21 protein-coding genes and 1 tRNA gene are annotated in these 24,499 nt (G+C 67.5%); 10 read left to right on the plus strand and 12 right to left on the minus strand.

Annotation, left to right across the window (positions count from 1 at the left end; genetic code table 11):
• Positions 1-8: 8 nt before the first annotated feature.
• Both asnB and O5I81_RS16220 read right to left on the minus strand, forming a co-directional pair.
• The gene (gene asnB / locus O5I81_RS16215; protein ID WP_271065899.1) at positions 9-1,745 is read right to left on the minus strand and encodes an asparagine synthase (glutamine-hydrolyzing); all 1,737 of its coding nucleotides are present in this window, start codon (positions 1,743-1,745) and stop codon (positions 9-11) included.
• Positions 1,745-2,773, minus strand: coding sequence for a glycosyltransferase (locus O5I81_RS16220; protein ID WP_271065900.1), 1,029 nt, complete (start codon positions 2,771-2,773; stop codon positions 1,745-1,747). Before O5I81_RS16220 ends, asnB begins: the two co-directional genes overlap by 1 nt.
• A gap of 170 nt (positions 2,774-2,943) precedes the next feature.
• Here O5I81_RS16220 and O5I81_RS16225 point away from each other — a divergent pair.
• Both O5I81_RS16225 and O5I81_RS16230 read left to right on the plus strand, forming a co-directional pair.
• Positions 2,944-3,020 (plus strand) — tRNA-Met (locus O5I81_RS16225).
• A gap of 47 nt (positions 3,021-3,067) precedes the next feature.
• Positions 3,068-3,496 (plus strand): type II toxin-antitoxin system PemK/MazF family toxin, encoded by a 429-nt coding sequence (locus tag O5I81_RS16230; RefSeq protein WP_271065901.1) that lies wholly within the window; start codon positions 3,068-3,070, stop codon positions 3,494-3,496.
• A gap of 161 nt (positions 3,497-3,657) precedes the next feature.
• On the opposite strand, the gene O5I81_RS16235 is transcribed toward O5I81_RS16230, so the two are convergent.
• Complete coding sequence (locus O5I81_RS16235; protein ID WP_271065902.1) at positions 3,658-5,172, minus strand: response regulator; 1,515 nt, start codon at positions 5,170-5,172, stop codon at positions 3,658-3,660.
• A gap of 161 nt (positions 5,173-5,333) precedes the next feature.
• On the minus strand, positions 5,334-8,219 hold the full coding sequence (locus tag O5I81_RS16240) for a TonB-dependent receptor (protein ID WP_271065903.1): 2,886 nt from the start codon (positions 8,217-8,219) through the stop codon (positions 5,334-5,336).
• 373 nt (positions 8,220-8,592) lie between these two features.
• Between O5I81_RS16240 and queE the strand changes: the two genes are divergently transcribed.
• Positions 8,593-9,225, plus strand: coding sequence for a 7-carboxy-7-deazaguanine synthase (queE, locus tag O5I81_RS16245; protein ID WP_271065904.1), 633 nt, complete (start codon positions 8,593-8,595; stop codon positions 9,223-9,225).
• A gap of 36 nt (positions 9,226-9,261) precedes the next feature.
• Positions 9,262-9,633: a 6-carboxytetrahydropterin synthase gene (locus O5I81_RS16250; RefSeq protein WP_271065905.1), complete on the plus strand. Its 372-nt coding sequence runs from the start codon at positions 9,262-9,264 to the stop codon at positions 9,631-9,633.
• Here O5I81_RS16250 and O5I81_RS16255 read toward each other — a convergent pair.
• The 4 genes from O5I81_RS16255 to O5I81_RS16265 form a co-directional block, all read right to left on the minus strand.
• Positions 9,625-10,134, minus strand: coding sequence for a response regulator (locus tag O5I81_RS16255; protein WP_271065906.1), 510 nt, complete (start codon positions 10,132-10,134; stop codon positions 9,625-9,627). The two genes, O5I81_RS16250 and O5I81_RS16255, sit on opposite strands and share 9 nt — an antisense overlap.
• A 120-nt stretch (positions 10,135-10,254) precedes the next feature.
• Positions 10,255-10,953, minus strand: a complete 699-nt coding sequence (locus tag O5I81_RS16260) for a pirin family protein (RefSeq protein WP_271065907.1) — start codon at positions 10,951-10,953, stop codon at positions 10,255-10,257.
• Between the two features lie 82 nt (positions 10,954-11,035).
• Positions 11,036-11,428: a WYL domain-containing protein gene (locus O5I81_RS21430; RefSeq protein WP_348637294.1), complete on the minus strand. Its 393-nt coding sequence runs from the start codon at positions 11,426-11,428 to the stop codon at positions 11,036-11,038.
• Positions 11,356-11,964, minus strand: a complete 609-nt coding sequence (locus O5I81_RS16265; protein ID WP_348637266.1) for an HTH domain-containing protein — start codon at positions 11,962-11,964, stop codon at positions 11,356-11,358. Before O5I81_RS16265 ends, O5I81_RS21430 begins: the two co-directional genes overlap by 73 nt.
• Positions 11,965-12,050: 86 nt before the next feature.
• Between O5I81_RS16265 and O5I81_RS16270 the strand changes: the two genes are divergently transcribed.
• From O5I81_RS16270 to trxC, 3 genes are all read left to right on the plus strand, one after another.
• Complete coding sequence (locus tag O5I81_RS16270) at positions 12,051-13,280, plus strand: hypothetical protein (RefSeq protein ID WP_271065908.1); 1,230 nt, start codon at positions 12,051-12,053, stop codon at positions 13,278-13,280.
• A gap of 225 nt (positions 13,281-13,505) precedes the next feature.
• On the plus strand, positions 13,506-15,941 hold the full coding sequence (locus O5I81_RS16275; RefSeq protein WP_271065909.1) for a TonB-dependent receptor: 2,436 nt from the start codon (positions 13,506-13,508) through the stop codon (positions 15,939-15,941).
• Between the two features lie 120 nt (positions 15,942-16,061).
• Positions 16,062-16,523, plus strand: coding sequence for a thioredoxin TrxC (trxC, locus tag O5I81_RS16280; protein ID WP_271065910.1), 462 nt, complete (start codon positions 16,062-16,064; stop codon positions 16,521-16,523).
• Here trxC and O5I81_RS16285 read toward each other — a convergent pair.
• On the minus strand, positions 16,520-16,723 hold the full coding sequence (locus O5I81_RS16285) for a hypothetical protein (RefSeq protein WP_271065911.1): 204 nt from the start codon (positions 16,721-16,723) through the stop codon (positions 16,520-16,522). The genes trxC and O5I81_RS16285 overlap by 4 nt on opposite strands.
• A gap of 349 nt (positions 16,724-17,072) precedes the next feature.
• Between O5I81_RS16285 and O5I81_RS16290 the strand changes: the two genes are divergently transcribed.
• The gene (locus O5I81_RS16290; RefSeq protein WP_271065912.1) at positions 17,073-18,425 is read left to right on the plus strand and encodes an amino acid permease; all 1,353 of its coding nucleotides are present in this window, start codon (positions 17,073-17,075) and stop codon (positions 18,423-18,425) included.
• Positions 18,426-18,434: 9 nt separating this feature from the next.
• Here O5I81_RS16290 and O5I81_RS16295 read toward each other — a convergent pair whose 3' ends face one another.
• From O5I81_RS16295 to O5I81_RS16305, 3 genes are read right to left on the minus strand one after another with little or no spacing between them, the layout of a single operon-like run.
• The gene (locus O5I81_RS16295; protein ID WP_271065913.1) at positions 18,435-18,719 is read right to left on the minus strand and encodes a type II toxin-antitoxin system RelE/ParE family toxin; all 285 of its coding nucleotides are present in this window, start codon (positions 18,717-18,719) and stop codon (positions 18,435-18,437) included.
• Entirely contained in the window at positions 18,716-18,979 is a 264-nt protein-coding gene (locus O5I81_RS16300; protein WP_271065914.1) for a hypothetical protein, read from the minus strand. The genes O5I81_RS16295 and O5I81_RS16300 overlap by 4 nt, the downstream gene beginning before the upstream one ends.
• 51 nt (positions 18,980-19,030) lie before the next feature.
• Complete coding sequence (locus tag O5I81_RS16305; protein WP_271065915.1) at positions 19,031-22,456, minus strand: indolepyruvate ferredoxin oxidoreductase family protein; 3,426 nt, start codon at positions 22,454-22,456, stop codon at positions 19,031-19,033.
• Between the two features lie 142 nt (positions 22,457-22,598).
• Between O5I81_RS16305 and O5I81_RS16310 the strand changes: the two genes are divergently transcribed.
• Both O5I81_RS16310 and O5I81_RS16315 read left to right on the plus strand, forming a co-directional pair.
• Positions 22,599-23,096, plus strand: a complete 498-nt coding sequence (locus O5I81_RS16310) for an Lrp/AsnC family transcriptional regulator (RefSeq protein WP_271065916.1) — start codon at positions 22,599-22,601, stop codon at positions 23,094-23,096.
• Between the two features lie 70 nt (positions 23,097-23,166).
• Positions 23,167-24,468, plus strand: coding sequence for a tetratricopeptide repeat protein (locus O5I81_RS16315; protein WP_271065917.1), 1,302 nt, complete (start codon positions 23,167-23,169; stop codon positions 24,466-24,468).
• Positions 24,469-24,499: the final 31 nt, after the last annotated feature.

Here is a 24,499-nt window from a genome sequence, read left to right on the forward strand (position 1 = left end):
AGGCTCCGTCAGAGTTCACCGAGCAAAGAGGCCAGGGCGGCCGTAGGTTCCGCGCCCTCCAGATTGATGAGCGACCACAGGGCGAAGAACAGCAGCGGCCAGCGGTTGGCGGCCTGGCCTTCGTCGCGGAAGACGGCCCGCACGGCCTCGGCCTCGCAGGTCTCGGCCACCGCCCTGACGGCGGCGATGCGCGGGCCCAGGTCGCCGGCCCGGGGCGCGATCCAGGCGGCCACCGGCACGGTGAAACCCTTCTTCTTGCCCCAGGGATCGGCGGCCGGGCAGACGCCCTCCAGCCATTTGCGCAGCAACCACTTTCCGTATTTGCCGCGCACCTTCATGGCGTCTGGCAGGTTGAAGGCGAAGGCTGCCACCTCGCGGTCGAGGAAGGGCGTGCGGCCCTCCAGCCCGTTGGCCATCAGGCAGCGGTCGAGCTTGAGCAGCAGGTCGTTGGGCAGCCAGGTGGCGATGTCGCCCCATTGCGCCCGCTGCAGACCGGTCAGGGCATTGGGAGCCTTGGCCGCCTGGCGCCAGCGCTTGAGGGCATTCGCCCCGCCGCCCTTGAGGAAGGGGGCGTCGATGCGCGGCTCGGCCGGCCGTCCGCCCAGCCATGCCGGCCGCAGGGCGCGTCGATAGCGGCCATAGCCGCCGAACAGCTCATCGCCCCCCTCGCCGGTCAGCACCACGGTCAGGTCGCCCCGCGCCGCCTCGGCCAGCTTGAAGGTCGGCAGGGCGGCGTAGTCGGTGGTCGGCTCGTCCAGAGCCCAGGCGACCTTCGGGGCGATGCGCCAGAAGTCCTCGTCGGTGAAGGTGGTCTCGCGCCAGTCGAGGTTCAGGGCCCTGGCCACCTTCTCGGCCTGGCCCCGTTCGTCGCGGGCGCCGGGGGCGTCGAAGCCGCAGGTGAAGCCGACCACCGGCCGCTCGTTCAGCCGGCTCATCAGCGCGGCGACCGTGGCGCTGTCGACGCCGCCCGACAGGAACAGGCCATAGGGCACGTCCGAGCGCTGGTGCACCCGCACGCTGTCCTCCAGCACCGCGTCCAGCTGCCGGATCAGCGCGGCCTCGTCGCCGGCCGGCGCCGCGGTGATGGCCAGCGGCGGCCGCAGGGTCTCTTCGCGATCGCCGCCGCCGACCAGGTCGACCTCGCCCGGCAGCACGCTCTCGACGCCGCGAAAGGCCGTGTTCGGCCGGATGACGCCCGGGGTGACATAGCCGAGCGCCAGCAGGTCTTCGGCCGCTTCCGGCTGCAACAGGCGCGACAGGCCGCGGCCCAGCAGGGCCCGGGGCTCGGAGGCGAAGTTAAGGTGGCCGGGATCGCGGGTGACCGACAGCGGCTTGATGCCGAACGGATCGCGCACCAGCCAGGTGCGGCCGTCGCAGCCGATCAGGCAGAAGGCGTACATGCCGCGCAGCCGCTCGAAGGCCTTCTCACCCTCCTGGGCGTAGATGTGCAGCAGGGGTTCGAAATCCGAACCGGTGGCCAGCTTTCCCTTCAGCTGGAATTCCTCGGCCAGCTCCAGATAGTTGTAGATCTCGCCGTTGCCGATGATCGTCGAGCCGGCCGCGTGTAGTGGCTGCCAGCCGCCCTCGAGGTCGATGATCGACAGACGGGCATGGCCGATGGACCAGCCGGGGCCATCCTCGGTGCGGACGCCGTTGGGACCGCGGTGGGCGATTTCCTGGATCAGGGGCGCGGCCGACGGGGCCTTTTCGCCCTCCTCCGCCAGCACCCCGGCGATGCCGCACATCAGCCGGCTCCGAACTGGGTAAACAGCTGGTTCCACTGGCCGCAGACGGCGGCCTGGCTGAACTCGGCCTCGACCCGGGCATGACCATTCTGGATCAGCCGGATACGCTGCATGGGGTCGGCGAGCAAGGCGGCGGTGCGCTCGGCCAGGGCCACATCGTCGTCGATGGGAATCAGCAGGCCATCCTGGCCGTCCCGGATCAGGGCCTTGGGGCCCTGGCTCTCGGCGGCAACGACGGGCAGACCGTGCGCCCAGGCCTGTATGACCACATTGCCCAGCGGCTCGTAGCGCGAGGGGAACAGGCAGACGTCAGCCGTGCGATAGAGGGCCGAGGCGTCGTTTCGCCAGCCGAGGAACCGCACCCGGTCCAGCACGCCCAGCGAACTGGCCAAAGCCTTGAGCTGCTCTTCCAGCGGCCCCACGCCGGCGATCCACAGATAGGCGTCGGGCAGGCTCCGGAGGGCCTTCAGCGACACATCATGCGCCTTGGCGGTGTGCAGCCGACCCATGCCGAGCAGCAGCGGCACGCCTTCAGGCGTATCCAGGCTGGCGCGATCGACCGGCGTCACCTCGTCCGGCGCGGCGGCGAAGTTGGGGATGTAGCGCACCCTGTCGGCCGGCCAGCCCTGGCCGATCACCCAGTCCACGATATCCTGGGTATTGCCGACCAGATGGTCGAAGCCCTGATAGTTCTTGAGCTTGTAATAGCCGCCCAGCCGCCCGATCCGGGCCCAAGGTCCCTTCGGGGTATGGCGCGCCGCCCGGTTCATCCAGGCGACCAGCAGTCTGGCATTGACGTCCCTGGCCATGGCCGAGACGCCGGGACGGGTCAGAAAGTCGATCGGGCCGCCGAAGCTGAAGGTGCGGGCCGGCACGCCGGCGGCGGCGAGCGCCTTCTCGCGGCCGGCATTCTTGCGGATCGCCGCCGCCTGGTCGGGGCCACCGACGCGCAGGGCGCTGACCAGCTGCACGAAGTAGAGCTCCGCCCCGCCCTCGCCACCGGATCCCAGAAGATGCAGCACGCTCATCGGCGCCGACCCTAGAGCGCGAGGCCGCCGAACGGAACCTCCGTTGCGTCACGATGGGCAAACTTTTGGGAGGCGCCTGGCGGCAAGCGCCAGCAGCGTCCCAAGACGCTTGATGGGTGAGGATTCAGTCCCTATAAGGCGCGCCTCCCGTCGGGATGGGCGCAGCCTATGGCTGGGTAGCTCAGATGGTTAGAGCGGTGGATTCATAACCCACAGGTCGGCGGTTCGATCCCGCCCCCAGCTACCATCCCGACGCCTGAATTTCTTTATTATACATTGGTCGAGCTAGCGGTCATGACACAATACAAACCGCCAAAGCCGCCGCTGTCGCTCAAAAGCACGCCCAGGTATGGCCAAGTATATTGGTGCGACTTTTCGATCTCCAACGTCCTGCCGGAGTTTGACGACGTCCACCCGGTCGTGATCATTCGTTCAGGCCAAAGCCTCGACCGGCCTCACGTGGTGCTCCCGATGACCTCAAGGGACCATGAGGGTGATGTCTACGCCTACCCCCTGCCGAACAATCCCAATCCGAAGCATCCCGAGACAACGAGTTGGGTGATCTGCAATCAACCCTACACCGTCGCATCCGAGCGGCTTCGACCCATGCGGGATCGCTACAATAACAACGCGTTTCCGACGTTGCCGACGTCGGATCTTCGGGAGATCGGAATTCTCCTTCGCTTGGCGCTGAGACGTTTGCTGACGGATTCCGTGTCGTAGCGTCGCCCGCGCTTTGCGGTTTGGATTGCATTTCGCGCCGCAGCAGACTACATTGACCGTACGGCCCTGAGGCCGCTGGACTTCGGTCCTTGCCCTCGCGAGAGGGCCTGAGAAGAGGCTGGATGCGTCTGCATCCAGCCTTTTTCGTTCTTACTGGCGGGTCAGGCGGCGGCGGAGCTCTGCCCGGCCTGGGCCTCGCGGTCGCCGTTCAGCACCTTGTCGAAGACGGTCAGCAGGCGCTCGGCCTTGATCGGTTTTTCGACGACGTCGTTCATGCCGGCGGCGATGTAGTCGCGCACGTCGGAGGGATCGGCGTTGGCGGTCAGGGCGACGATGGGCACGACGCCGGCCGGCCCCGGCAGGGCGCGGATGGCGCGGGTGGCGGCGACCCCGTCCATGCGCGGCATCTTGATGTCCATCAGGATCAGGTCGTAGCAGCCGATGGTGGCCATCTCCACGGCCTCGACGCCATCGACGGCCTGTTCGCTGGTGCAGTCGAACATCTCGCACAGGGCCTCGGCGACCATGCGGTTGGTGGCGTTGTCGTCGACGATCAGGATGTGGGCGGCGCTGGCGGCGATCATGCCGGCCGCCGGCGGGGCGGCCTGTTCGACGGACTCGGGCGCCAGCAGGCTGAAGACGACCGTGGCGCCGGACCCCGGATTGGTCTCGGCCCGGATGACCCCGTTCATGGCCCCGGCCAGACTCGCGGCGTGAGCCATGCCAAAGCCGATGGCCAGCGGCTTCTCGCCGTCCAGGGCTTCGAAGATGCGGGCCAGGCGAGCAGGATCGGGGGTCTCGCCAGCGTCGCGGACGCGAGCTTCCAGGGCCAGGCCTTCCAGGGCCGGACGGGCGCTGAGGGTGACTTCGACGGCGCCGCGGCGGGTGGCGTTCAGGCCCCGCTCGACCAGGCCATCGAGCAGGTCGGCCAGACGGTCGGCATCAAGGTCGGCGGCCAGTTCAGGCGCGCCGTCATAGGCGGTCAGCAGGGTGACGCCGGCGGTGGCGGCGCGGGCGGCCCAGCGGGCCTCCAGACTGTCGATGATCTCGCGCAGCAGGGTCGGGCGGGGAACGAGCGGCGCCAGGCCGGCCTCGGTGGCCTGTATGGCGCTGGCCCGGCGCATCAGCCGGTGGAGGTCGGCGAAACTGTCGGCCAGGGCCTGGGCGCAGCTCTTGCTGTCGGCCGGCAGGGGTTGGCGGACCAGGGCGTCGACGAAAGTCTGGGCGTCGTCCAGCTGGCGCAGGATCTCGGCGGCCAGCACCTGGGTGGTGGCGACGGTGGCGTCATGCAGAGCCCGCGAGCGGTCATCGCGCGCGGTCAGCAGGTTTACCGCCGTGCCGACGCCAAGATAGAGGCCCGCCTCGGTGACGATATAGCCGGCGTTGAGGGCCTGGCAGTTCTCGGCCAGCATCTCGTCGCGGAAGGCGCTGGCGCGCATGGCGCCATCGACGACCAGCGGGGCCAGGTCCATGACCGAGGCGACCGGCGTGGTTCCGGGCGGGGCGGCGGCCTCGAAGGCCTGGCGGCGCAGCAGGCCGACCGGGTGGCCGTCGCTGTCGACCACGGCCAGCACCTGGGCGTCCGGCTGATCCTCGAAGGCCCGGCTGGCCGCCGCCACATCCGCGTCGAGGCTCAGTGGCGCGCGGCGGTCGATCAGGCGGTCAAGGCGATCCATGGGGGCGGTCTCGTGGGGCCGCGGGCCGTTCTGACCTGCAGGCTTGGAGAGTGATCCTGCACCATCGCGCTTTCAGACAGGTTAAGCCCGCCAACGCGCAAAGAAAAAGCGGCGGAGACCGAGGTCTCCGCCGCCCTTAGTTCAAGATATCGGCGTTCGGCTTACATGCCGAAGGTCTTGGTGACCGAGATGCCGAAGGTGCGCGGCTCGCCATAGAACCCGTTCCGGAACAGACCGGAGGAGTCGTCGGTCAGGTAGGTGTCGGTCAGGACTTCCTCGTCCGTCAGGTTCTTGACGTAGAGTTCGAACGACAGACCCCAGCCCTCGTTGGCCACGGTGAAGGTCGCGTTGACGTTGCTCCAGGCGTCGAGCTTGTCGGCCTTGGAGTTGTAGATCCGCGAGTAGGTTTCGGTCTGGTGGTAGTAGTCACCACGCAGGGTCGCATCCCAGTCACCCCATTGCATCGAGTACTGCGCACCCAGCGACACGGTGAAGTGCGGCGAGTTGGGCAGTTCGTTGCCTTCCAGGTTGACCGTGACGCCATCGCTGACGGCGCCGAACGCCCCGGCGCAAAGGCCGAAGATGGCGAACGGGTTGCCGGCCGAGGCGGCCAGGGCAGCCTGGGCCTGGGCGGTGGTCACCACACAGTTGGAGGCGTTCTGGGCCTTGACGACCCAGAGGCCGGCCTGGCCCTGGGTGCGATCGAAGGTATCGATCGACTCGCTCTCGCCGATCTCGGTGTGCAGGTAGCCGATGTTGGCGTTGAGCCGCAGGTTATCGATCGGGGCCCAGATGGTTTCGAGTTCGAGGCCGTAGATTTTGGCGTCGATGTTCTCGTTGACCGAGGTGCGGTTCACGATCTTCGAAACCTGGTAGCCGATGTAGTCGTAGTGGAAGCCGGTGACGTTGGCGACCACGCGACCTTCGTCGAAGGTGTTCTTCGAACCGAATTCCCAGGCGTCCACGAACTCGGGCGCGAAGGTCGGCGGCGGGCAGCCGACGCCGGTGGAGCAGGCCGGGTTCACACCGCCGCCCTTGTAGCCACGCGAATAGCCACCGTAGATCAGGTTGTTGTCGGTGAGCTTGTAGTCAGCGACCAGGCGGCCGGTGAACTCTTCGAAGTCGGCTTCCAGGATCGGCGTGGTGGCGCTGAGCGGGATGCCGCTGCCCGCCGAAGCCAGGACGACCGGGCGGTTTTCCACGAGCTTGCGGTCATGGGTGTAACGCAGACCACCGGTGATCTTCAGCGCGTCGGTCAGTTGCCAATAGACTTCACCGAAGGCCGCGCGGGACTTCAGGTGATAGGCGCCGGTGTTGTCATAGTAGTTGTGGCCGAGCCGCTTCGGATCGGCATTCGGGTCGATGTAGATACAGGCCGGGTTGGTCGCGGCGCAGTTGGCCGAGCCGGTGTTCAGGACGTTCTGAATCTGGGCGTAGGCGGTGAGGGTGTTGCCCATCACGTAGTAGTCGCCGTCAGACTTGTAGTCCAGGTAGATGCCGCCGATGTTGAAGTTCAGCGGCCCGTCGAAGTTCGACTGCAGGCGCAGTTCCTGGGAGAAGTTCTCGCTCGTGCCGCCGGAGATGTCGGCGGTGGCGAAGCGGTTCAGGGCTCCGACCTGCGGGTCGTTGACAACACCGCCGGGGAACAGGCCGGCATAGATGTTCGGGTAGGCCGCGTTGGCGGCGGCGATGACCGCCGGATTGGAGGCGACGGCGGTTGCGCAGGCGCCGACCGTCGTGCCGCAGTTGGCGATCTGCTGTCCCGAGATGACGGCCGCGGCCACGGCCGAACCGAACGCGTTGACCGGGTTCGGCGAGGTGTTGAAGTTCTCGTTCGGAACGATCCGGTTGTAGTCCTGGCGGGTGTAGAGGCTGTTCTCCGAATAGCTGGTCAGCGCCGTGACGGTCAGCGAGTCGGTGATGTCCCATTCCGCGTTGAACTGGAAGATGTCCGTCTCGGCCTGATAGACCGGATCGAACGAGGACTGGATGTTCCGGATGTTCTTGTCCTGCATCTGGAACACGCCGCCGGCGCTGGTGAAGGCGTCGCCCTGGGTCAGCCCGCTGAGGGCCCCGAAGATGCCGCCGAGCGTCGCGCGGGTGTCCGGCGTGCCCAGGATGTTCGGATCGTTGACCGAGGTCGCCTGACAGCCCTGGCTGAAGAGGCCGCGCTGGATTTCGGCGATCGGCGCGATGCCCGAGTAGCCGGTGCCGCCGATGTTGGCCGGACCCGGGTCCTTGACGCAGAGCTGCTTGCCGATGCGCGAACGCTTGTCGTCTTCCTCGAAGTGATCCCACAGCAGGAAGGTGCGGAAGGTGTCGCTCGGCTCGAAAGAGACGGTGATGCGGGTGTTCCACAGGTCACGGTCGTCGACGTCGTTGCCGGTCGTCAGGTTGTCGCCGTAGCCGTCGCGCTGCAGGAAGGCCGCCGCGCCGCGGATGGCGATCATGTCGCCGATCGGCACGTTGATCATGCCGCGCAGCTTCTTGGCGTTGTAGTTGCCGTACTCGGCCCTGATCAGGGCTTCGAAGCTGTCGGTCGGCTTGGAGCTGATGACGTTGACGACACCGCCGGTGGCGTTACGGCCGTACAGCGTGCCTTGCGGGCCGCGCAGGACTTCGACGCGCTCAAGGTCGAAGAATTCCGACTCGAAGAGGTTGTTGGCGGTCAGCGGGGCGTTGTTCAGGTGGATGCCGGTGCCGGCGTCACCGGAACCGGCCACCAGCTTGGAGCCGACGCCGCGGATCTGGAAGTTGTAGCCGGTGAAGTTCCCCTTGGAGAAGTTCACGTTCGGGATGGCCAGAACCAGGTTCGGACCGCCGTCGATCTTGGCCTTTTCCAGCGATTCCTGGTTGAACGCCGACACCGCGATCGGAACGTCCTGGATGGCTTCCTCACGCTTCTGCGCCGTGATGATCAGTTCCCCGACGGTGTTGCCGGTATCCTTCTCATCATCTTGAGCAAAGGCCGGAGCGGCCACGGCCATAATGGCAAAGGCGGAGACGCCAACAGCCAGCGTCCTCCGCAGGCGCAGAGAATTGTGCATTCTAACCCTCCCCGGGCGCCGCCGGCCTCGAATGGGCCTGAACTGCGGTCGCCGTGTGTTTCCTCAGTGCCGCGTCTTGATTGCTGTCGGGGACGCGCGACACTTCCCCGCAGCTTCCCTTGATGACATACGCGCGTTTGAAGACTGTCAACGGGTTGCGGCTAGGTGATCACCGATAGGTTACGGCTTTTCACCTGACTGTGGCCCAATAAACGCGCCGTTTTCCTGCCCTTGGGCGACTTCCTCCATCCTCAGGAGAATTGACGTGGCGGAAGCTGACCCGACGACAGTCAAAACCCGCGCGACAACTTGAGTCGCTGGCTTTCCGCTGCGGGAGTTCCAGCCGTGGCCGCCTTCCTGTAGACCCCGGCGCATGAGTTATGCGGTCAAGGAGATCTTCCTCACCCTGCAGGGCGAGGGCGGCCAGGCGGGCAAGGCGGCGGTGTTCTGCCGCTTCGCCGGCTGCAATCTGTGGTCCGGCCGGGAGAAGGACCGGGCCTCCGCCGTCTGCACCTTCTGCGACACCGATTTCGTCGGGACCAATGGTCCGGGCGGCGGCCGCTTCAAAACGGCGGAGAAACTGGCCGAGGCGGTCGAGGCCGCCTGGACCGGCGGGCCGGACGAGCGGCTGGTGGTCTGCACCGGCGGCGAGCCCCTGCTGCAGCTGGATCCGGCCGCCATCGAGGCCCTGCACGGGCGAGGCTTTGCCATCGCCGTCGAGACCAACGGCACCCTCCCCGCCCCCGTCGGCATCGACTGGGTCTGCGTCAGCCCCAAGGCCGACGCGCCCGTCGTCCAGACCCGGGGCCAGGAGCTGAAGCTGGTCTGGCCGCAGGTCGGGGTCGAACCCGAGCGCTTCGCCGGCCTCGATTTTGAGCGCTTCTACCTGCAGCCGATGGACGGTCCGGACCGTGAAGGCGCCACGGCGGCCTGCATCGCCTATTGCCTTTCGCACCCCAGGTGGCGTTTAAGCACGCAAACCCACAAATATCTCGGCATCGCCTAGGGCGTTTCGCCCGCGAGCCCCTATTTTCAGCCCCAGATGACCACGCCCCAGTTCGAGATCACGAAGGCCGCCACCTTCGACGCCGCCCACCATTTCCCCAATGGCCCGGAAGGCAGCCCCTACACGCGCCTGCACGGCCACAGCTTCCGGGTCGAGGCCACCGTGCGCGGCGAGATCAGCGGCCCGATGGGCTGGGTGACCGACCTGGGCGAACTGGACGCCGAGCTGAAGGCGGTCGCCGCCCAGCTCGATCATGGCCTGCTCAACGACAAGCCCGGGCTGCAGGTCCCATCCCTGGAACATCTCTGCCTGTATTTCGCGACCGCGCTCAAGGACCGCTTCCCGGGCCTGTGCCGGGTGGTCATCTCGCGGCCGACGATCAACGAGAGCTGCGCGCTCTCACTCTAGGTCGCCGAACGGCTTTTCCTCGTCCGTGCCCCGGCGTTTGGGGCCGGTGTAGGTCGGGTCGGCCCGCCGGCGACGGTCGGGGCCGAAATAGTCCTCGGTGCGGATGAACGGACGCGGATGATCGACCACCCGGGTAATCCGGTCGATGACGCCGCGCGCCGTCACCGGCTTGGCGAGGAACTCGGTCACCCCGGCGTCGCGCGCCTCCTTGACCCGTTTCTGGGTCGAGTGGCCGGTGATCATGATGACCGGGCACATCTGGTTGGGGCTGTCGGGCGAATTGCGCAGGAGGCGGGTGAAGTCGATGCCGTCCAGCGGCTGCATGGCCAGGTCGGACATGACGATGTCGATCGGTTCCCGCCGCATGATGTTCAGCGCCTCGGCCCCGTCGGTCGCCTCGAACACGCCCTTGACGCCGATGGCCCGCAGGATCTCGCCAATCAGCACACGCATGTGGTGATTGTCGTCCACCAGCAGGATTTTGAGCAGGTCGAAGCGCACGTAAGTCGAAAGTCCCGCAGCATTGTTCAATCAGAGCGATACGAGGCTAACCCATTGGCCGTCAACGAGAAAAGGCCGGTCGCATCGCGACCGGCCCGCAAGTTCACGCTTGGCGATTGTCTAGTTGGAATCAACCAGAACAAGTTCCGCGTCGCTGAGCGCGGTGACGCGCAAGACGCCCTCGTCCCGGATGGCCGCGCCGTCGCGGGGGTGCAGGGACACCCCGTTGACCTCGACCTCGCCAGCGGCGGCGACCAGATAGCCGTGGCGGCCGTCGGCCAGATCATAGGTCGCGGTCTCGCCGGCCTTCAGGGTCGCGCCGAGCACCCGGGCGGTGGCCCGGATCGGCAAGGCGTCCTCGTCGCCCTTGATGCCGCTGGCCAGGGCGACGAACTTTCCGGAGCGATCGCCCTTCGGGAACGGCTTTGCGCCCCAGCTGGGCTCGCCGCCACGCGTCCGCGGCTGAATCCACAGCTGGAAGATGCGGGTGGTCTCGTCCTCCAGATTGTACTCGGCGTGGCGGATGCCCGATCCGGCGCTCATCACCTGCACGTCGCCGGCTTCGGTGCGGCCGGTGTTGCCCAGGCTGTCCTGGTGGGTGATGGCCCCACTGCGGACATAGGTGATGATTTCCATGTCGGCGTGCGGGTGCGGCGGAAAGCCGGACTTGGGGGCGATCTCGTCGTCATTCCAGACGCGCAGGTCGCCCCAGCCCATGCGGGTCGGCTCGTACCAGTTGGCGAAGCTGAAGTGGTGGCGGGCGTTGAGCCAGCCGTGATTGGCATGGCCCAGTTTGTCGAAGGGGCGGCGGTCAATCATCTGAATAGTCCCATCTGGCGGGTTGTTTGCGCCATCGAGAGCCTAGATAGGAAGCGATTTTCCAATTGCAACACCTGATGTGTCAGATAGCGTACAGGGCCGCGATCTCCGCCGCCAGCTGTCCCATCCGCGCCCGCAAGGCCGGCGGTTCGAGCACCTCAACGCCGGTCCCCAGCTTCAACAGTTCGCGGGCCGTCCAGTCGGCGCTCTCCATCGGCGTCTCGACCACGCCGGCCTCGACCTCGGTGACCTCCACCCCGTCGCGGCGCAGGGCGTAGAGGGCGTCCGGCGTCACCTTGAGCCGGGCGATGCCCTGCCTGAGGCTCATTGCGTAGTCGGCCTGTGCCCGCGTCCAGTGGGCGGCCAGGTCGAAGCCGGCCGGTCGCTCGAACCCTTCCTCGGTCAGCTCGGCCGCAATGACCTGCGAGGCGCGGTAGGTCCGCAGCTCCCCTTGCAGCGGGCGATCAGGTACCAGGCGCCGGCCTTCAGCACGAGCCCGAGCGGCTCCAGCACCAGGTCCACCGGCCGGCGCGGCCCATAGCGCACCGCCAGCCGCCGGTCGCGCCACAGCCCGTCGGCCAGCACCGTCAGCCAGTCGCCGCCGTCGGCCTGGCGGAACCAGCCGACCGGGTCGAGGTGGATGCGCGCCTGGGCCCGCATCGCCGCCGCCCCCGGGCCCTCGGGGAGGGCCGCAAGCACCTTCAGCTGGGCGTCAGCCATCGCCTGGCCCAGCCCCAGCTGCGCCGCCGGCCCCGGCAGGCCGGCGAGGACCAGGGTATGGGCTTCCTGGTCGGTCAGGCCGGTCAGCCGGGTGCGGTAACCGTCCATCAGGGCGAACCCTCCGCCCGGTCCCCGATCGGCATAGACCGGCACGCCGGCGGCGCTCAGCGCATCGATGTCGCGATAGAGGGTGCGGACCGAGACCTCGAACTCGGCCGCCAGTTTCTCGGCGGTCATCCGGCCGCGGGTCTGCAGCAGCATCAGGATGGAGAGGAGGCGGCTCGAACGCATTTTTCGATCCTGCCTGATAAATCCTGACAAGTCCTGTCAGGTAGCCCCGGCTACGTCTCGCCTCGCATCATTTTCACGAGGCTCCAATGACCTGCCCAGACGTTCTCGCCGCCGACCTTCCCGCCCTGACGGCGCAACACCAGCAGATCGTCGAACTGCGCCAGTACGCCCTGCGCAAGGGCCGCCGCGACGACCTGATCGCCCTGTTCGAAGACCGCTTCATCGAGAGCCAGGAGGCGCTGGGCTCCACGGTGCTCGCAACCTTCCGCGACCTCGACAACCCGGACCGCTTCGTCTGGCTGCGGGGCTTCGAGACCCCGCGGGCCCGCCACGACGCCCTCGACGGCTTCTACACCGGCCGCGTCTGGCAGGCGAACCGCACCGCCGCCAACGCCACCATCGCAGACTCCGACAACGTGCTGCAGCTCACCCCCGTCGGCCCCGGCTTCGACCTCACCGGCCTGACCCGCGCCCCGGTCGGCTCCCTGGCGCAATCCACCGCCGTCATCACCGCCACGATCTGCCCCATCGCCAAAGGCCAGCAGGCCGCCTTCGCCGCCCGCTTCGCCCGCGACATCGCCCCGCTCCTGGCCGCCGCCGGCGCCCCGGCCATCGCCGTCTTCGCCAGCGATCCGCGGCCCAACAGCTACCCCCGCCTGCCCGTCCGCGAGGACGTCACCGCCTTCGTCTGGTTCCAGGCCTTCCCGCATGAGGAGGCCCAGCGCCTGTACGCCGACGGCCCCGGGGCCGCCTTCTACCGCGGCCTCGCCGAGCACCTGACTGGCCCCCTCGAGATCCAGCGCCTGCGGCCCACCGCCCGCTCGCTGATCCAGGGCCCGCCCCTCCCCGCCGACGGCCGCAAGGACTTCGACTTCCTGATCGGCTCCTGGCGGGTCCGCCACCGCTACCTGAAGGCCCGCCTGGCCGGCTCGACCGAATGGCTGTCGTTCGAGGGCTGGTGCCAATGCCGCAAGACCATGGGGGGCCTCGGCAATTTCGACGACAACCTGCTCAATGGCCCTCGGGGCGCCTACGGGGCCAGCGCCGTGCGCCGCTTCGACGCGGCGCTGAACCGCTGGTCGATCTGGTGGCTCGACGCCCGCTACCCCACCATCGACGCGCCGGTGCATGGGTCTTTCGAGGATGGCGTCGGAACCTTCATCGGCGAGGACCGCCTGGACGGCAGACCCATCCTCGTCCGCTTCACCTGGTCCAACATCACCGCCACCACCGCCCAATGGTCCCAGGCCTTCTCGCCCGACGGCGGCCAGACCTGGGAGGTCAACTGGGACATGGACTTCGAGCGGATCGGTTGAATGCCAGCCCGGTGACTGTCCTCCGGCGCAGCCGGATGACTGTCACCGTTCAGCGCCGACGGTGACAGTCACGCTGCGCGAGACAGTCACCATACCCCAAAATCCCAAGCGCCGCTGGGGAAACGTCGCACCCGACCTATCACTTTCGACAGCTTGTCCCGGCCCACCCGAACCCTATGGCTTGCCGCATCAAACAAGGGCGCTAACGCCCGCAGGGAGGTCGAAATGGTCCGGACGCAAGGATTGCGCGCCGCGTTGGCGCTTGGCGTGTCGTTGTCAGCTTTGTGGGCCGCCGCGCCCGCCCTCGCGCAAGAGGAGGCGGCCACCGACAACAACACCGTCGACACCATCGTCGTCACCGCCAACCGCCGCGAGGAGGCGATCAACGACGTCCCCATGGCCATCCAGGCCTTCGGCGGCGAGCAGCTCGAGCAGCTGCGCGTCACCGACGTCAAGGATCTCTCGACCCTCGTCCCCAGCTTCACCGTCTCGCGCTCCTACCAGGGGGTGCCGACCTACACGCTGCGCGGCATCGGCTTCAACACCATCAACATGTCGGCCACCTCGACCGTTGGCACCTATGTCGACGAGGTCGCCTACCCCTATCCGATCATGAACAGCGGCCCGGTCTTCGACCTGGAGCGCGTCGAGGTCCTCAAGGGCCCGCAAGGCACCCTGTTCGGCCGCAACACCACCGCCGGCCTGATCAACTTCGTCACCGCCAAGCCGAGCAACGAGTTCGAGGCCAGGATCACCGCCGAGGTCGGCAGCTACGCCACCCACAACTTCGAAGGCATGATCAGCGGCCCCTGGGGCGACAGGATGCAGGCCCGCATCGCCTTCCGCAGCGAGGACAGCGACGAGGGCTGGCAGGAGTCGGTCAGCCGCAACGACACCCTCGGCGAACAGCACCGCTACGGCCTGCGCGCCGCCATCGCCTTCCAGCCGAATGAGAGCTGGGACATCGATCTCAGCTACAACGGCTGGTGGAACAAGTCCGACACCCTGGCCGCCCAGGCCGTCGGCTTCACCCCGGCCACCGCCGCCAGCCCCTTCAACGCCGCCGGCATCGTCGCCTTCGTCGGCTCCAAGCCCTTCAACGACGGCCGCGACGCCGACTGGGCCCCTGACGCCCGCCGGATGACCGACGTCGGCACGGGCCTGGGCATTCACAAGCCGCTGCAGGAGGATTCCACCTTCGCCGGCGTCAAGCTGCGCGCCGCCTGGGAGATCAACGACAGCCTGCGCGTCGTCTCCCTGACCAGCTACAACGACCTGAAGCGCCAGGCGGTCAACGACTGGTCCGGCGCCCCCTACGAGGTGCTGATCCAGGACGCCTACGGGACCATCAGCTCCTTCGCCCAGGAACTGCGCGTCGAGGGCAACGCCAGCTTCGTCGACTGGATGGTCGGCGGCTACTGGGCCAGCGACGACATCCTCGATAGCAACCGCACCATCCTGCAGGACAACGCCAACGTCGGCACGATCCGGTTCTACACCTCGACCCTGCTGGCCAGCCCCTTCAACAGCGCCGGCTACACGGCGCTGGAAGCCAGCCAGGCCTTCCGCACCTTCGTCGATGAAGGCGAGATCGACACCACCACGGCCTCGATCTTCGCCAATGCCGACTGGCGGCTGTCGGAGCAGTTCAAGCTGACCACCGGCCTGCGCTGGACCCGTGACACTCAAGACTACGCGGGATGCAGCCACGACTTCAACGGCAACATGCTGCCCAACGTCAACGTCACCAACCGGGCGCTGTTCTTCGGCGTCTACGGCCTGGTCGCGCCGATCTCCGAAGGCCAGTGCAACACTTTCAACCCGGACACCGCCAGCTTCGGCCTGGTGACCTCCTCGCTCGACGAACACAACGTCGCCTGGCGTCTGGCGCTGAACTGGACTCCGACCGACGACATCCTGGTCTTCGCCTCGGCCAGCCGCGGCGCCAAGGCCGGCGCCACCCCGATCAACGCCGCCAACATCGCGACCCAGAACGCTCCGGCCCGGCAGGAAATCCTGCAGGCCTACGAGGTGGGCATCAAGGCCGGCCTGTTCGAGCGCCGGGTGCAGGCCAACGTCTCGGCCTTCTATTACGACTATGAGGACAAGCAGCTCAGCGTCTACTTCGCCGACCCGATCTACACGGCCCTGGCCCGCCTCAACAACGTGCCGGAATCCCGCGCCTACGGCATCGATGGCGATGTCACCTGGAAGGTCACCTCCAACCTGACCGCCATGGTCAGCGCCACCTGGCTGGAGACCGAGGTCATCGGCTACACCGGCATCAATTCGGCCGGCCTGGTCCAGGACTTCGACGGGGCCCAGTTCCTCTACAGCCCCGAGTACAGCGGCAGCTTCACCCTCATCTACGACGGCGAGATCAACGAGAACCTCGGCTTCCAGGCCGCCGTCAACGGCCGCTGGCAGTCGGAGAGCCACGCCGACCTCGAGGGCAACCCGCTGTTCGAGATCCCCGAATACGGCCTGCTCAACGCCAGCCTTGGCATCCACGCGACCAACGACCGCTGGGCCGTCCAGCTCTATGGCCGCAACCTGACCGACGAGTATTTCTACCCGGCCGTCAGCAGCAACGCCAACACGGTGGTCCGCTTCCCGGGCTCGCCCCGCACCTGGGGGCTGTCGCTGACGTTGAAGTACTAGCTCTGGTGACTGTCTCGCGCAGCGTGACTGTCACCGTCTGCTCTCAACCTCGCACCCCTTGAGCCTCCCCCTCCTCGAAACCATCTCTGCTCCACCGGGTTCAGCCCGGTGGAGCTTTTCATGACCGACACCACAGCCGCCACCGACACCCTGGTCATCGCCTGCCCGACCGACGGCGCGCTCAACCGCGTCCCCGGGGCCAGGCTCTCCGCCGCCCCCAAATGCGGCGTCTGCAAATCCCCCCTGTTCGCCGGCAAGCCCGTCGAGCTCACCGCCGTCAGCTTCGACCGCCACGCCAGGTCCTCGGATCTGCCCCTGCTGGTCGATTTCTGGGCCGCCTGGTGCGGCCCCTGCCAGGCCATGGCCCCGGCCTTCGCCAGGGCCGCCGCCCAGCTCGAACCCACGATCCGCCTCGGCAAGCTCGACACCGAGGCCCATCAGGCCATCGCCGCCCGCTACAACATCCGCTCCATCCCGACGATGATCCTCTTCCACAAGGGCCGCGAGATCGCCCGCACCAGCGGCGCCATGCCGGCCGAAGCGATTGTCCAGTGGGCGACGGCCAACGCGCCCGCGCGCTAGGACTTCCTGGCGTTGCGATGGCGCCAGAAGCGCCAGACGCCGTTGAGGATGTTCAGGACGGCCACGCCGCAGACCAACGGAAAGAGAAGTTTGGGCGGAATGAACCGCGACACATCGACCTGAAGCGCGGCCCAGAACAGCCCCGCAGCGACAATCGCGCCGACCCACAGGAAGATCGAGTTCTTCAGATCGGTGCTCACCGCCGGTCCCTTCGCCATGGCGACAGCCTAGCGCGCGCCGCCGTGATCGCAACGAAGATCGTCGCGATGAATATGTCTAGACATATTCCAGGACGCCATCAGCTCCCCTCAAGCGGACCACGGCCACGCCGCCCTCTGCGAGGTGGCTTTCGGGTGGCTTTCGGGTGGGTTTCGGCCACCCCAACGGTAGGCAAAAGCGGTCTGAAGGCGGGTGTCGGAGCGCGTTCCGGACGGTTATTAGTGTGTTGTTTTTTAACAATAATTCTATCGCCTCGCGCCACGGAATCCGCTATAATCTCGCCATTCCCATACGCTTGACCCCGAACACCCATTGGCGCGTTGATCCCTCATGACCGTTGAAACCGCGCCCCCCGCCCGACCGGCCGAACCCCAGCTCCTGCGCGCCATCGGGCCGGTGCAGATGATGCTTTACGGGGCCGGCAGCATGATGGGCGCGGGCATCTACGGCCTGGTCGGCAAGGCGGCGGGCCAGATCGGGCCGGCGGTCTGGCTGTCCTTCCTGGCGGCTCTGGTCGCCGCCCTGTTCACCGGCCTCTCCTACGCCGCCCTGGGTTCGCGCTATCCCCGGGCCGGCGGGGCCGCCTACATGACCCAGCACGCCTTCGGGCGGCCGCTGCTGACCCATGTCGTCGGCATGGCCACGGCCTTCTCCGGCCTCACCTCCATCGCCACCGGAGCGCTGGTCATCGCCGAGAACCTGCAGCGGGCCCCGATCCTCAGCGCGGCGCCGACGGTCGTCCTTGGCCTTGGCTACATCCTGCTGATGGCCGGCATCGTCTTTCGCGGCATCAAGGAGTCGATCTGGGTCAACATGGTCTGCACCCTGATCGAGGCTAGCGGCCTGATCCTCGTCATCGTCGTCGGCGCCCGCTTCTGGGGCCAGGCGAACCTGCTGGAGTTCGCGCCCCCGACCTCCGGCAACGCGTCGGTGTTCGCGCCGCTGCTGGTGCTGCAGGGCGCCGCCCTGACCTTCTTCGCCTTCGTCGGCTTCGAGGACAGCCTGAATGTCGCCGAGGAGGTGAAGAACCCGCGCGTCACCCTGCCGCTGGGCATCATCCTGGCCATGGGCGTCACCGCCGTCCTCTACATCGGCGTGGCCATCACCGCCGTCTCGGTCATCCCCTGGCAGGCGCTGGGGGCGGCCAAGGCGCCGCTGGCCGACGTCATGGCCAAGGCCGCGCCCTGGTTCCCGGCCTCGGCCTTCATCGTCATCACCATCGCCGCCGTCGCCAACAGCGCGCTGGTCAACTACGTCACCGCCTCGCGCCTGCTGTTCGGCATGGCCAGGGATGGCCGCCTGCCCTCGGCCCTGGCCAGGGTTCACAGGGCCCGGCGTACGCCCCACGTGGCCATCGGCCTGCTGCTGGCCATCCTGATCGTCCTGGTGCTGTCCGGCGGCGTCACCCAGCTGGCCGAGGCGACGGTGCTGCTGCTCTTGACCGTCTTCGTGGTCGTCAACACCGCCTACCTGATCCTCAAGCACCGCAAGGGCGAACCGCGCGGCGCCTTCGAGCCGCCGCTCATCGTGCCGCTGCTGGGCATGCTCAGCTGCGGCGCCCTGCTGGTCGTCCGGGTGAGCACCGGGAACTGGCAGGCCCCCGCCATCGCCGGCGGCATGATCCTGCTGGCGCTGGTGCTCTATGGGTTCACGCGGGTGAAGGTGGCGAAGGTGGAGGCTTGAGTTGGATGTTCAGACCAATCCGTCGGGCGCGCGAGCGCCATGCACGATCCGCTCGATGATCACGCTCGACCCATCGACCCTGTACAGGATGAGATACGGCCGCTCGGAGAGGCAACGAATCCTTTGGCCGAACTCGGGCCTTAAGGTCCCGGCCTCCGGGTGCGCTATCAGCAGGTTCGTCCGCGCGACCAGCCTATCGACGATCCTGGCCGCTGTTCGAGGTGAATCCTGCGCAATCCAGTCGGCGATATCCCGCAGGTCATCCCAGGCGCGACGGGCAAACCGCAGCTTCAATCTTCGGCCACGCCGTAGCGGCTTCGAAGATCAGCGAAGACCGTCTCCGCATCGACGTAGTCATCGGAGGTGATCGAAGCCTCGATTGATCGCCGGATCGCCTCAACGTCGTCGCGAGTGTTGAATTCGAGCTGATCGGCAAAGGCGCTGGCCGCGACGAACACGGCTTCCGAGACAGACTCGAACTTGCCGCTCTCGACGTGCGCCTGCAGCCGGCCGGTCAGTCCCGGCGGCAGAACCCGCAGCGCCTCAGGCTTCACTGGCTTGTTCATAGACCGAGCCTAACACCGCGATTGAAAGTCGGCGAGACCCTACGCCGCCGCCCGCTTCTCCCACTGCGCCCACAGCGCCGCTTCCTCGCGCTGGGCGACCTTGACGCTGGCGTCCTTCACATGGCCGAAGCCGCGGATCTTGTCCGGGATCGAGGCGATGCGGGCGGCGAGCGACAGGTGGTCGGCGTCGAGGCCGGCCAGCAGGCGGTCGAGGCCCGCTTCATAGGAGGCAATCAGGCCACGCTCCATTCGCCGCTCCTCGGTCTTGCCGAAGATGTCCAGGGCGCCGCCGCGCAGGCCCTTCATCTTCGTCAGGATCGGGAACAGCACCGTCAGCACCCAGCCGCCCAGCGCGATCTTCTGCGGCTTGCCGTCCGGGCCCTTCGGCGCGATCAGCGGCGGCGACATCCAGACCTTGGCCTTGCCGCCCTTGAACACGCCGGCCAGCTCCTTGGCGAAGCGGCCGTCGGTGTAGAGGCGGGCGACCTCGTACTCGTCCTTGTAGGCCATCAGCTTGTAGAGGTTGACCGCCACGGCCCGGGTCAGGGCCTCGCCGCCGTTCAGTGCGGTCTCGGCCGCCTTCACCTGCGCCACGCGCTTGGCATAGCGGTCGGCGTAGGCCTGGTTCTGGTAGCCGACCAGCTCGGCCGTGCGGTGGGCGATCAGCTCGTCCAGCGGCATGGTCTCGGGCGTCGGGGTGACGTCTTCCGGCAGGCCCTTGAAGGCCTCGTCCACGGCGGCTTTGCGGCCGACCTCGAAGGCCTGCATGTTGGCCTCGGCGTCGACGCCGTTCAGCTTGATGGCGCGGTACATGGCGCGGCTTGAGACCGGGATCACGCCCTTCTGCCACGCAAAGCCCAGCATGATCATGTTGGCGTAGATCTCGTCGCCCAGCTTGTGCAGCGACAGGGCCTGCGACGGACAGGCCTGGTAGTCCTTCGTCGCGCCCTTGATGCGGCGGGCCATGCCGGCGGTGTCGTAGCGGACGTCGCGGTTGGTCACGAAGTCGGCGGTCGGCGAGAAGTCGGCGTTGCCGAAGGCGACGGTCTTCTGCTTCGAGAACAGGGCCAGGGCTTCAGGGGAAGCGGCGACCAGCAGGTCGCAGGCGATCAGCACATCGGCGCTGGCGGCCGGCACGCGGCCGCCGACGATGGTGGTCTCGGTCTCGCCGATCTTCACATGGCTGAACACCGAGCCGCCCTTCTGAGCGAGACCGGTCATGTCCACGACGCTGGCGCTGCGGCCGTCGACGTGGGCGGCCATGGCCAGGATCGAGGCGACCGTGGTCACCCCGGTGCCGCCGATGCCGGTGAACAGGATGCGGCGCACGCCGTCGACGGGCTCGAACTCCGGCAAGGGCGTGGAGTCGGCGGTGAGGGCGGGCATTTTCTTGCCCTGCGGGTTCTCGGCCCCCTCGAGGGTGATGAAGCTCGGGCAGAAGCCGTCGACGCAGCTGTAGTCCTGGTTGCAGGTCGACTGGTTGATCGCCCGCTTGCGGCCGAACTCGGTGTTCTTGGGCTCGACCGAGACGCAGTTGGACTTCTTGGAGCAGTCGCCGCAGCCCTCGCAGACCAGCGGATTGATGAACACCCGGGTCGTGGCCTTGGGCATCAGGCCGCGCTTGCGGCGGCGGCGCTTTTCGGTGGCGCAGGTCTGATCGTAGAGCAGGACGGTGACGCCGGGCGTCTCCCGCAACTCTTCCTGGACCTTGTTCAGCTCCTTGCGCGGGAAGATCTGGACATTGGGAGCGAGGTCGGTGACGCCCTCGTAGCGTTCCATCTCATCGACGACGATGACGGTCCTGGTCACCCCCTCGGCCGCCAGCTGGCGGGTGATCTGGGCCGGGGTGAAGCCGCTTTCGGCGGTCTGGCCGCCGGTCATGGCCACGGCGTCATTGAACAGCAGCTTGTAGGTGATGTTGGCCTTGGCCGCGATCGCCCCCCGGATCGCCAGCGAACCGCTGTGGTTGTAGGTGCCGTCGCCGAGGTTCTGGAAGACGTGCTTTTCGGTGGTGAAGGGTGAAGCCCCCACCCAGGTCAGCCCCTCGCCGCCCATGTGGGTGTTGAGGTCGGTCATCGGGTCGTTGAAGCCGGCCATGTAGTGACAGCCGATGCCGGCCAGCGCCCGGCTGCCGTCCGGCACCCGGGTCGAGGTGTTGTGCGGACAGCCCGAGCAGAAGAAGGGCTTGCGCTGTTGGTCGGACGCCAGGCTGATGGCGGCGACGCCAGCGGCGGACACGCGGTCGAGGTAGGCGGACGCGCGCTCACGGGCCGGCCCGGCCGGCAGGCGGCTGTAGAGGTCGAGCGCGATGGCGGCCACGGTCAGGCTGCCGGTGTCCTCCATCAGCCGGTCGCCCTGTTCGTTGAACTTGCCGACGATGGTCGGGCGGGCGTGGGCGGGCAGGTCGTAGAGAGCGGCGCGGGCCTGGGGCTCGATCAGGGCGCGCTTGTGCTCGATGACCATCAGGGTCTCGAGGCCAGCCGCGAAGGCGCGCAGGCCCTGCGGCTCCAGCGGCCAGGGCATACCGACCTTGTAGATGGAGATACCCATGGCGGCGGCTTCATCGAGGGTGATGTTCATCGCCTGGAAGGCTTCCAGCACATCCTTGTAGGCCTGGCCCTGGCAGACGATGCCGAGGCGCGGCTGGCGAGCGGCCAGCACGACCTTGTCGATGTTGTTGGCCCGGGCGAAGGCCAGGGCCGCCGGAATCTTGTGATTGCGGAGACGGGTCTCCTTCTCCAGCGGCTGGTCCTTGGTGCGGATGTGCAGGCCGCCGGGAGGCATGGGGAATTCGGGGATGACGTGGTGGTGGCGGTCCAGCGACACGTCGATGGTGACGCCGCTGTCCATGGTGTCGGCCAGGGCGATCATGCCGACCCACAGGCCGCTGAAGCGCGACATCGAGATGCCGAGCAGGCCGTAGTCCAGCACCTCCTGCACATCGGCCGGCGACAGCACCGGCATCTCGAAGTCCTGGAAGGCGAACTCCGACTGGCTGGGCAGGGTCGAGGATTTGCAATTGTGGTCGTCGCCGGCGATGGCCAGGACGCCGCCCTTGGGCATGACGCCGGCGAAGTTGGCGTGCTTGAAGACATCGCCCGTCCGGTCGACGCCCGGCGCCTTGCCGTACCACAGGCCGTAGACGCCATCGAACCTGGCGCCGGGGAACAGATTCGCTTGTTGACTGCCCCAGACGGCGGTCGCCGCGAGGTCCTCGTTGAGGCCTTCCTGGAAGACGACTTCGTGCGCCGTGAGCAGCTTGCGCGACCGGGCCGCCTGCTGGTCGAGCCCGCCGAGCGGGCTGCCGCGATAGCCGGAAACATAGCCCGCCGTGTTCAATCCATCGCGCACATCGAGGCGCCGGCGGTCGAGCATGACCCGGATCAGCGCCTGCACGCCGGTGATGAAGGCACGACCGTCTTCGAGGAGATATTTGTCGTCCAACGTCACTTCTGAGTGGCGCATTGAAAAATCTTTCCTGCGGGGAGGGCTAGTTCGCTTGCAAGATCATGTAAGTCCGGAGAAAATGTTTGCCAAAGCCATGCCCGTACAGGGGCGTGAGTCGGCAAGAACGGGGCCGTTTTGGCCTTCCAGGGGGAACAATAGTTTGTCTGAGCCTCTCGACGCAGTTGACGCAAAGATTCTCGATCTCATCCAGCACGACGCCGGGCTGTCGGTGGCCGAGATCGCCGAGCGCGTCGGCCTGTCGTCGAGCCCCTGCTGGCGCCGCATCAAGCGCCTGGAGGACGCCGGCGTCATCCAGCGCCGGGTCACCATCCTCGACCGTGAACTGCTCGGCCTGGCCTTCGAGGTGTACTGCACCGTCAAGCTCTCCCTTCCGACTAAGGAAAACCTTGAACGCTTCGAAAGCTCCGTCCTGAAGTGGCCAGAAGTGGTGCAGTGCGCCACGGTGACCGGCGCGGCGGACTACGAGATGCGGATTGTCACCCGCGACATGCACGCCTTCGACGACTTCCTGCGCGACAAGATCCTGTCGCTGGGCCTCGTTTCCAACATCGAGAGCCGCATCGTCATCCGCGGCGTCAAGAACAGCACCGCCGTGCCGCTGGGCCTTGTCAGCCCGTATGTGAGCCCGCACGGCTGACATTACCGATCGTTAGTTTGCCGAACGCCGATCCCTGACGCAGGCTCCGCCCAAACAAGGGGAGCTCGTCATGATCCGCGCCGTCAGTCTGACCCTGGCCGCCGTCCTTTGCCTCGCCGCCAGCGCGCCGGAAAGTCGGCTTGAGCAGTTCTTCCGCCTGCGCAAGGAAGCCGGGGCCGCGGCCCAGGCCAATGACATCGCCAGGGCCGAGACCCTGCTGGAACAGGCCCTGGCCCTGTACCCGACCAGCCCGGGCGCTCTGATCCGCCTGGCCCGGGTCGAGATCGCCGCCGACAAGCCGGCCGAGGCCGTGGCCCATCTGGACGCCTACGCCCGGCTCGGCCTGACCTGGGACATCGCCGGCGACAAGGCGCTGTCCACCCTGGCCGCCCGCCCGGACTTCACCCCGGTCGCCGCCCGGCTGGCCGCCAACGCCGCCTCGGTCGGAACCCTGACCGTCGCCGCCGACATGCCGCGCACCGGACCTATCTTCGAGGGGCTGGTCTGGCGGGACGATCACTGGCTGGTCAGCAGCGTCAGCGAGAAGACCATCTACCGGATCGACCGAAACGGCGCCGCGACGGTGTTCCTGAAGGGCGACGCCGAGACGGGCGGCGTCTTCGGCATGGCCCTGGACGGCAAAGTGCTGTGGGCGGCCGAGGCGGCGGGTCCGGACATCCCCGGCTCCGGAGGCGCGGCCCGCACCGCCCTGCTCAGGATCGACGCCGCCACCGGCGCCCTCCTGGCCCGCTATCCGGTCGAGGGTGCGCCCGGTCCGGTGCAGCTGGGCGACGTCGTCGTGGCGCCGGACGGCACGGTCTACGCCAGCGCCTCGGTCGGGGCGGCCATCTACCGGCTCAAGCCCGGCGCCCAGGCGCTGGAGGTAGCCCTGGCCAGCAACGAGATGGGCTCGCCGCAGGGCATGGTCGTCTGTCCCGGCGACGCCCTGCTGATCGCCGACTATTCCACGGGCCTGCATCGGCTGGACCTCAAGACCGGCCGGCTGGAGCCGGTCGGCGGCATGCGGGTGGCCATGGCCGGGACCGACGGCCTGTTCTTCGCCGGCCATCGCTACGCCATGCGCGGCGCCAGGCCGCATCCGATGGCCGTGGTCGCCACCCAGAACGGCGTCTCGCCGGCCCGGGTGATTAGGTTGCGGATCAGCGCCGATTGCCGCCAGATCGAGAGCATGGCGGTGGTCGCCGCCAACCACCCGGCCCTCGACGACCTGACGCTCGGCGCCGCCATGCCGGCCGGGGTGGCGGTCATCGGCCGTGGCGGCTGGGCGGGCTATGGCGGCGACGGCAAGGCGCTGGCCGACGCCAGGCCCGAGACCGGGCAGATCCTCACCTTCCCCTACCCCGACGATTGAACCGGGAAGGCTGCTAGGGGTTTCGACTGCA

It is taken from the genome of Caulobacter sp. NIBR1757 (assembly GCF_027912495.1).
In the GTDB taxonomy this organism is placed as follows: Bacteria; Pseudomonadota; Alphaproteobacteria; order Caulobacterales; family Caulobacteraceae; genus Caulobacter.

Bases quoted from the DNA above. Each gene is read 5' to 3' on its own strand.
- O5I81_RS16250 (WP_271065905.1), top strand. From the start codon at position 9,262: ATGACCACGCCCCAGTTCGAGATCACGAAGGCCGCCACCTTCGACGCC.
- O5I81_RS16290 (WP_271065912.1), top strand. From the start codon at position 17,073: ATGACCGTTGAAACCGCGCCCCCCGCCCGACCGGCCGAACCCCAGCTC.
- O5I81_RS16305 (WP_271065915.1), bottom strand. From the start codon at position 22,456: ATGCGCCACTCAGAAGTGACGTTGGACGACAAATATCTCCTCGAAGAC.
- O5I81_RS16260 (WP_271065907.1), bottom strand. From the start codon at position 10,953: ATGATTGACCGCCGCCCCTTCGACAAACTGGGCCATGCCAATCACGGC.
- O5I81_RS16220 (WP_271065900.1), bottom strand. From the start codon at position 2,773: ATGAGCGTGCTGCATCTTCTGGGATCCGGTGGCGAGGGCGGGGCGGAG.
- asnB (WP_271065899.1), bottom strand. From the start codon at position 1,745: ATGTGCGGCATCGCCGGGGTGCTGGCGGAGGAGGGCGAAAAGGCCCCG.
- O5I81_RS16270 (WP_271065908.1), top strand. From the start codon at position 12,051: ATGACCTGCCCAGACGTTCTCGCCGCCGACCTTCCCGCCCTGACGGCG.
- O5I81_RS16230 (WP_271065901.1), top strand. From the start codon at position 3,068: ATGACACAATACAAACCGCCAAAGCCGCCGCTGTCGCTCAAAAGCACG.
- O5I81_RS16265 (WP_348637266.1), bottom strand. From the start codon at position 11,964: ATGCGTTCGAGCCGCCTCCTCTCCATCCTGATGCTGCTGCAGACCCGC.
- O5I81_RS16240 (WP_271065903.1), bottom strand. From the start codon at position 8,219: ATGCACAATTCTCTGCGCCTGCGGAGGACGCTGGCTGTTGGCGTCTCC.
- O5I81_RS16235 (WP_271065902.1), bottom strand. From the start codon at position 5,172: ATGGATCGCCTTGACCGCCTGATCGACCGCCGCGCGCCACTGAGCCTC.
- O5I81_RS16275 (WP_271065909.1), top strand. From the start codon at position 13,506: ATGGTCCGGACGCAAGGATTGCGCGCCGCGTTGGCGCTTGGCGTGTCG.
- trxC (WP_271065910.1), top strand. From the start codon at position 16,062: ATGACCGACACCACAGCCGCCACCGACACCCTGGTCATCGCCTGCCCG.
- queE (WP_271065904.1), top strand. From the start codon at position 8,593: ATGAGTTATGCGGTCAAGGAGATCTTCCTCACCCTGCAGGGCGAGGGC.
- O5I81_RS16315 (WP_271065917.1), top strand. From the start codon at position 23,167: ATGATCCGCGCCGTCAGTCTGACCCTGGCCGCCGTCCTTTGCCTCGCC.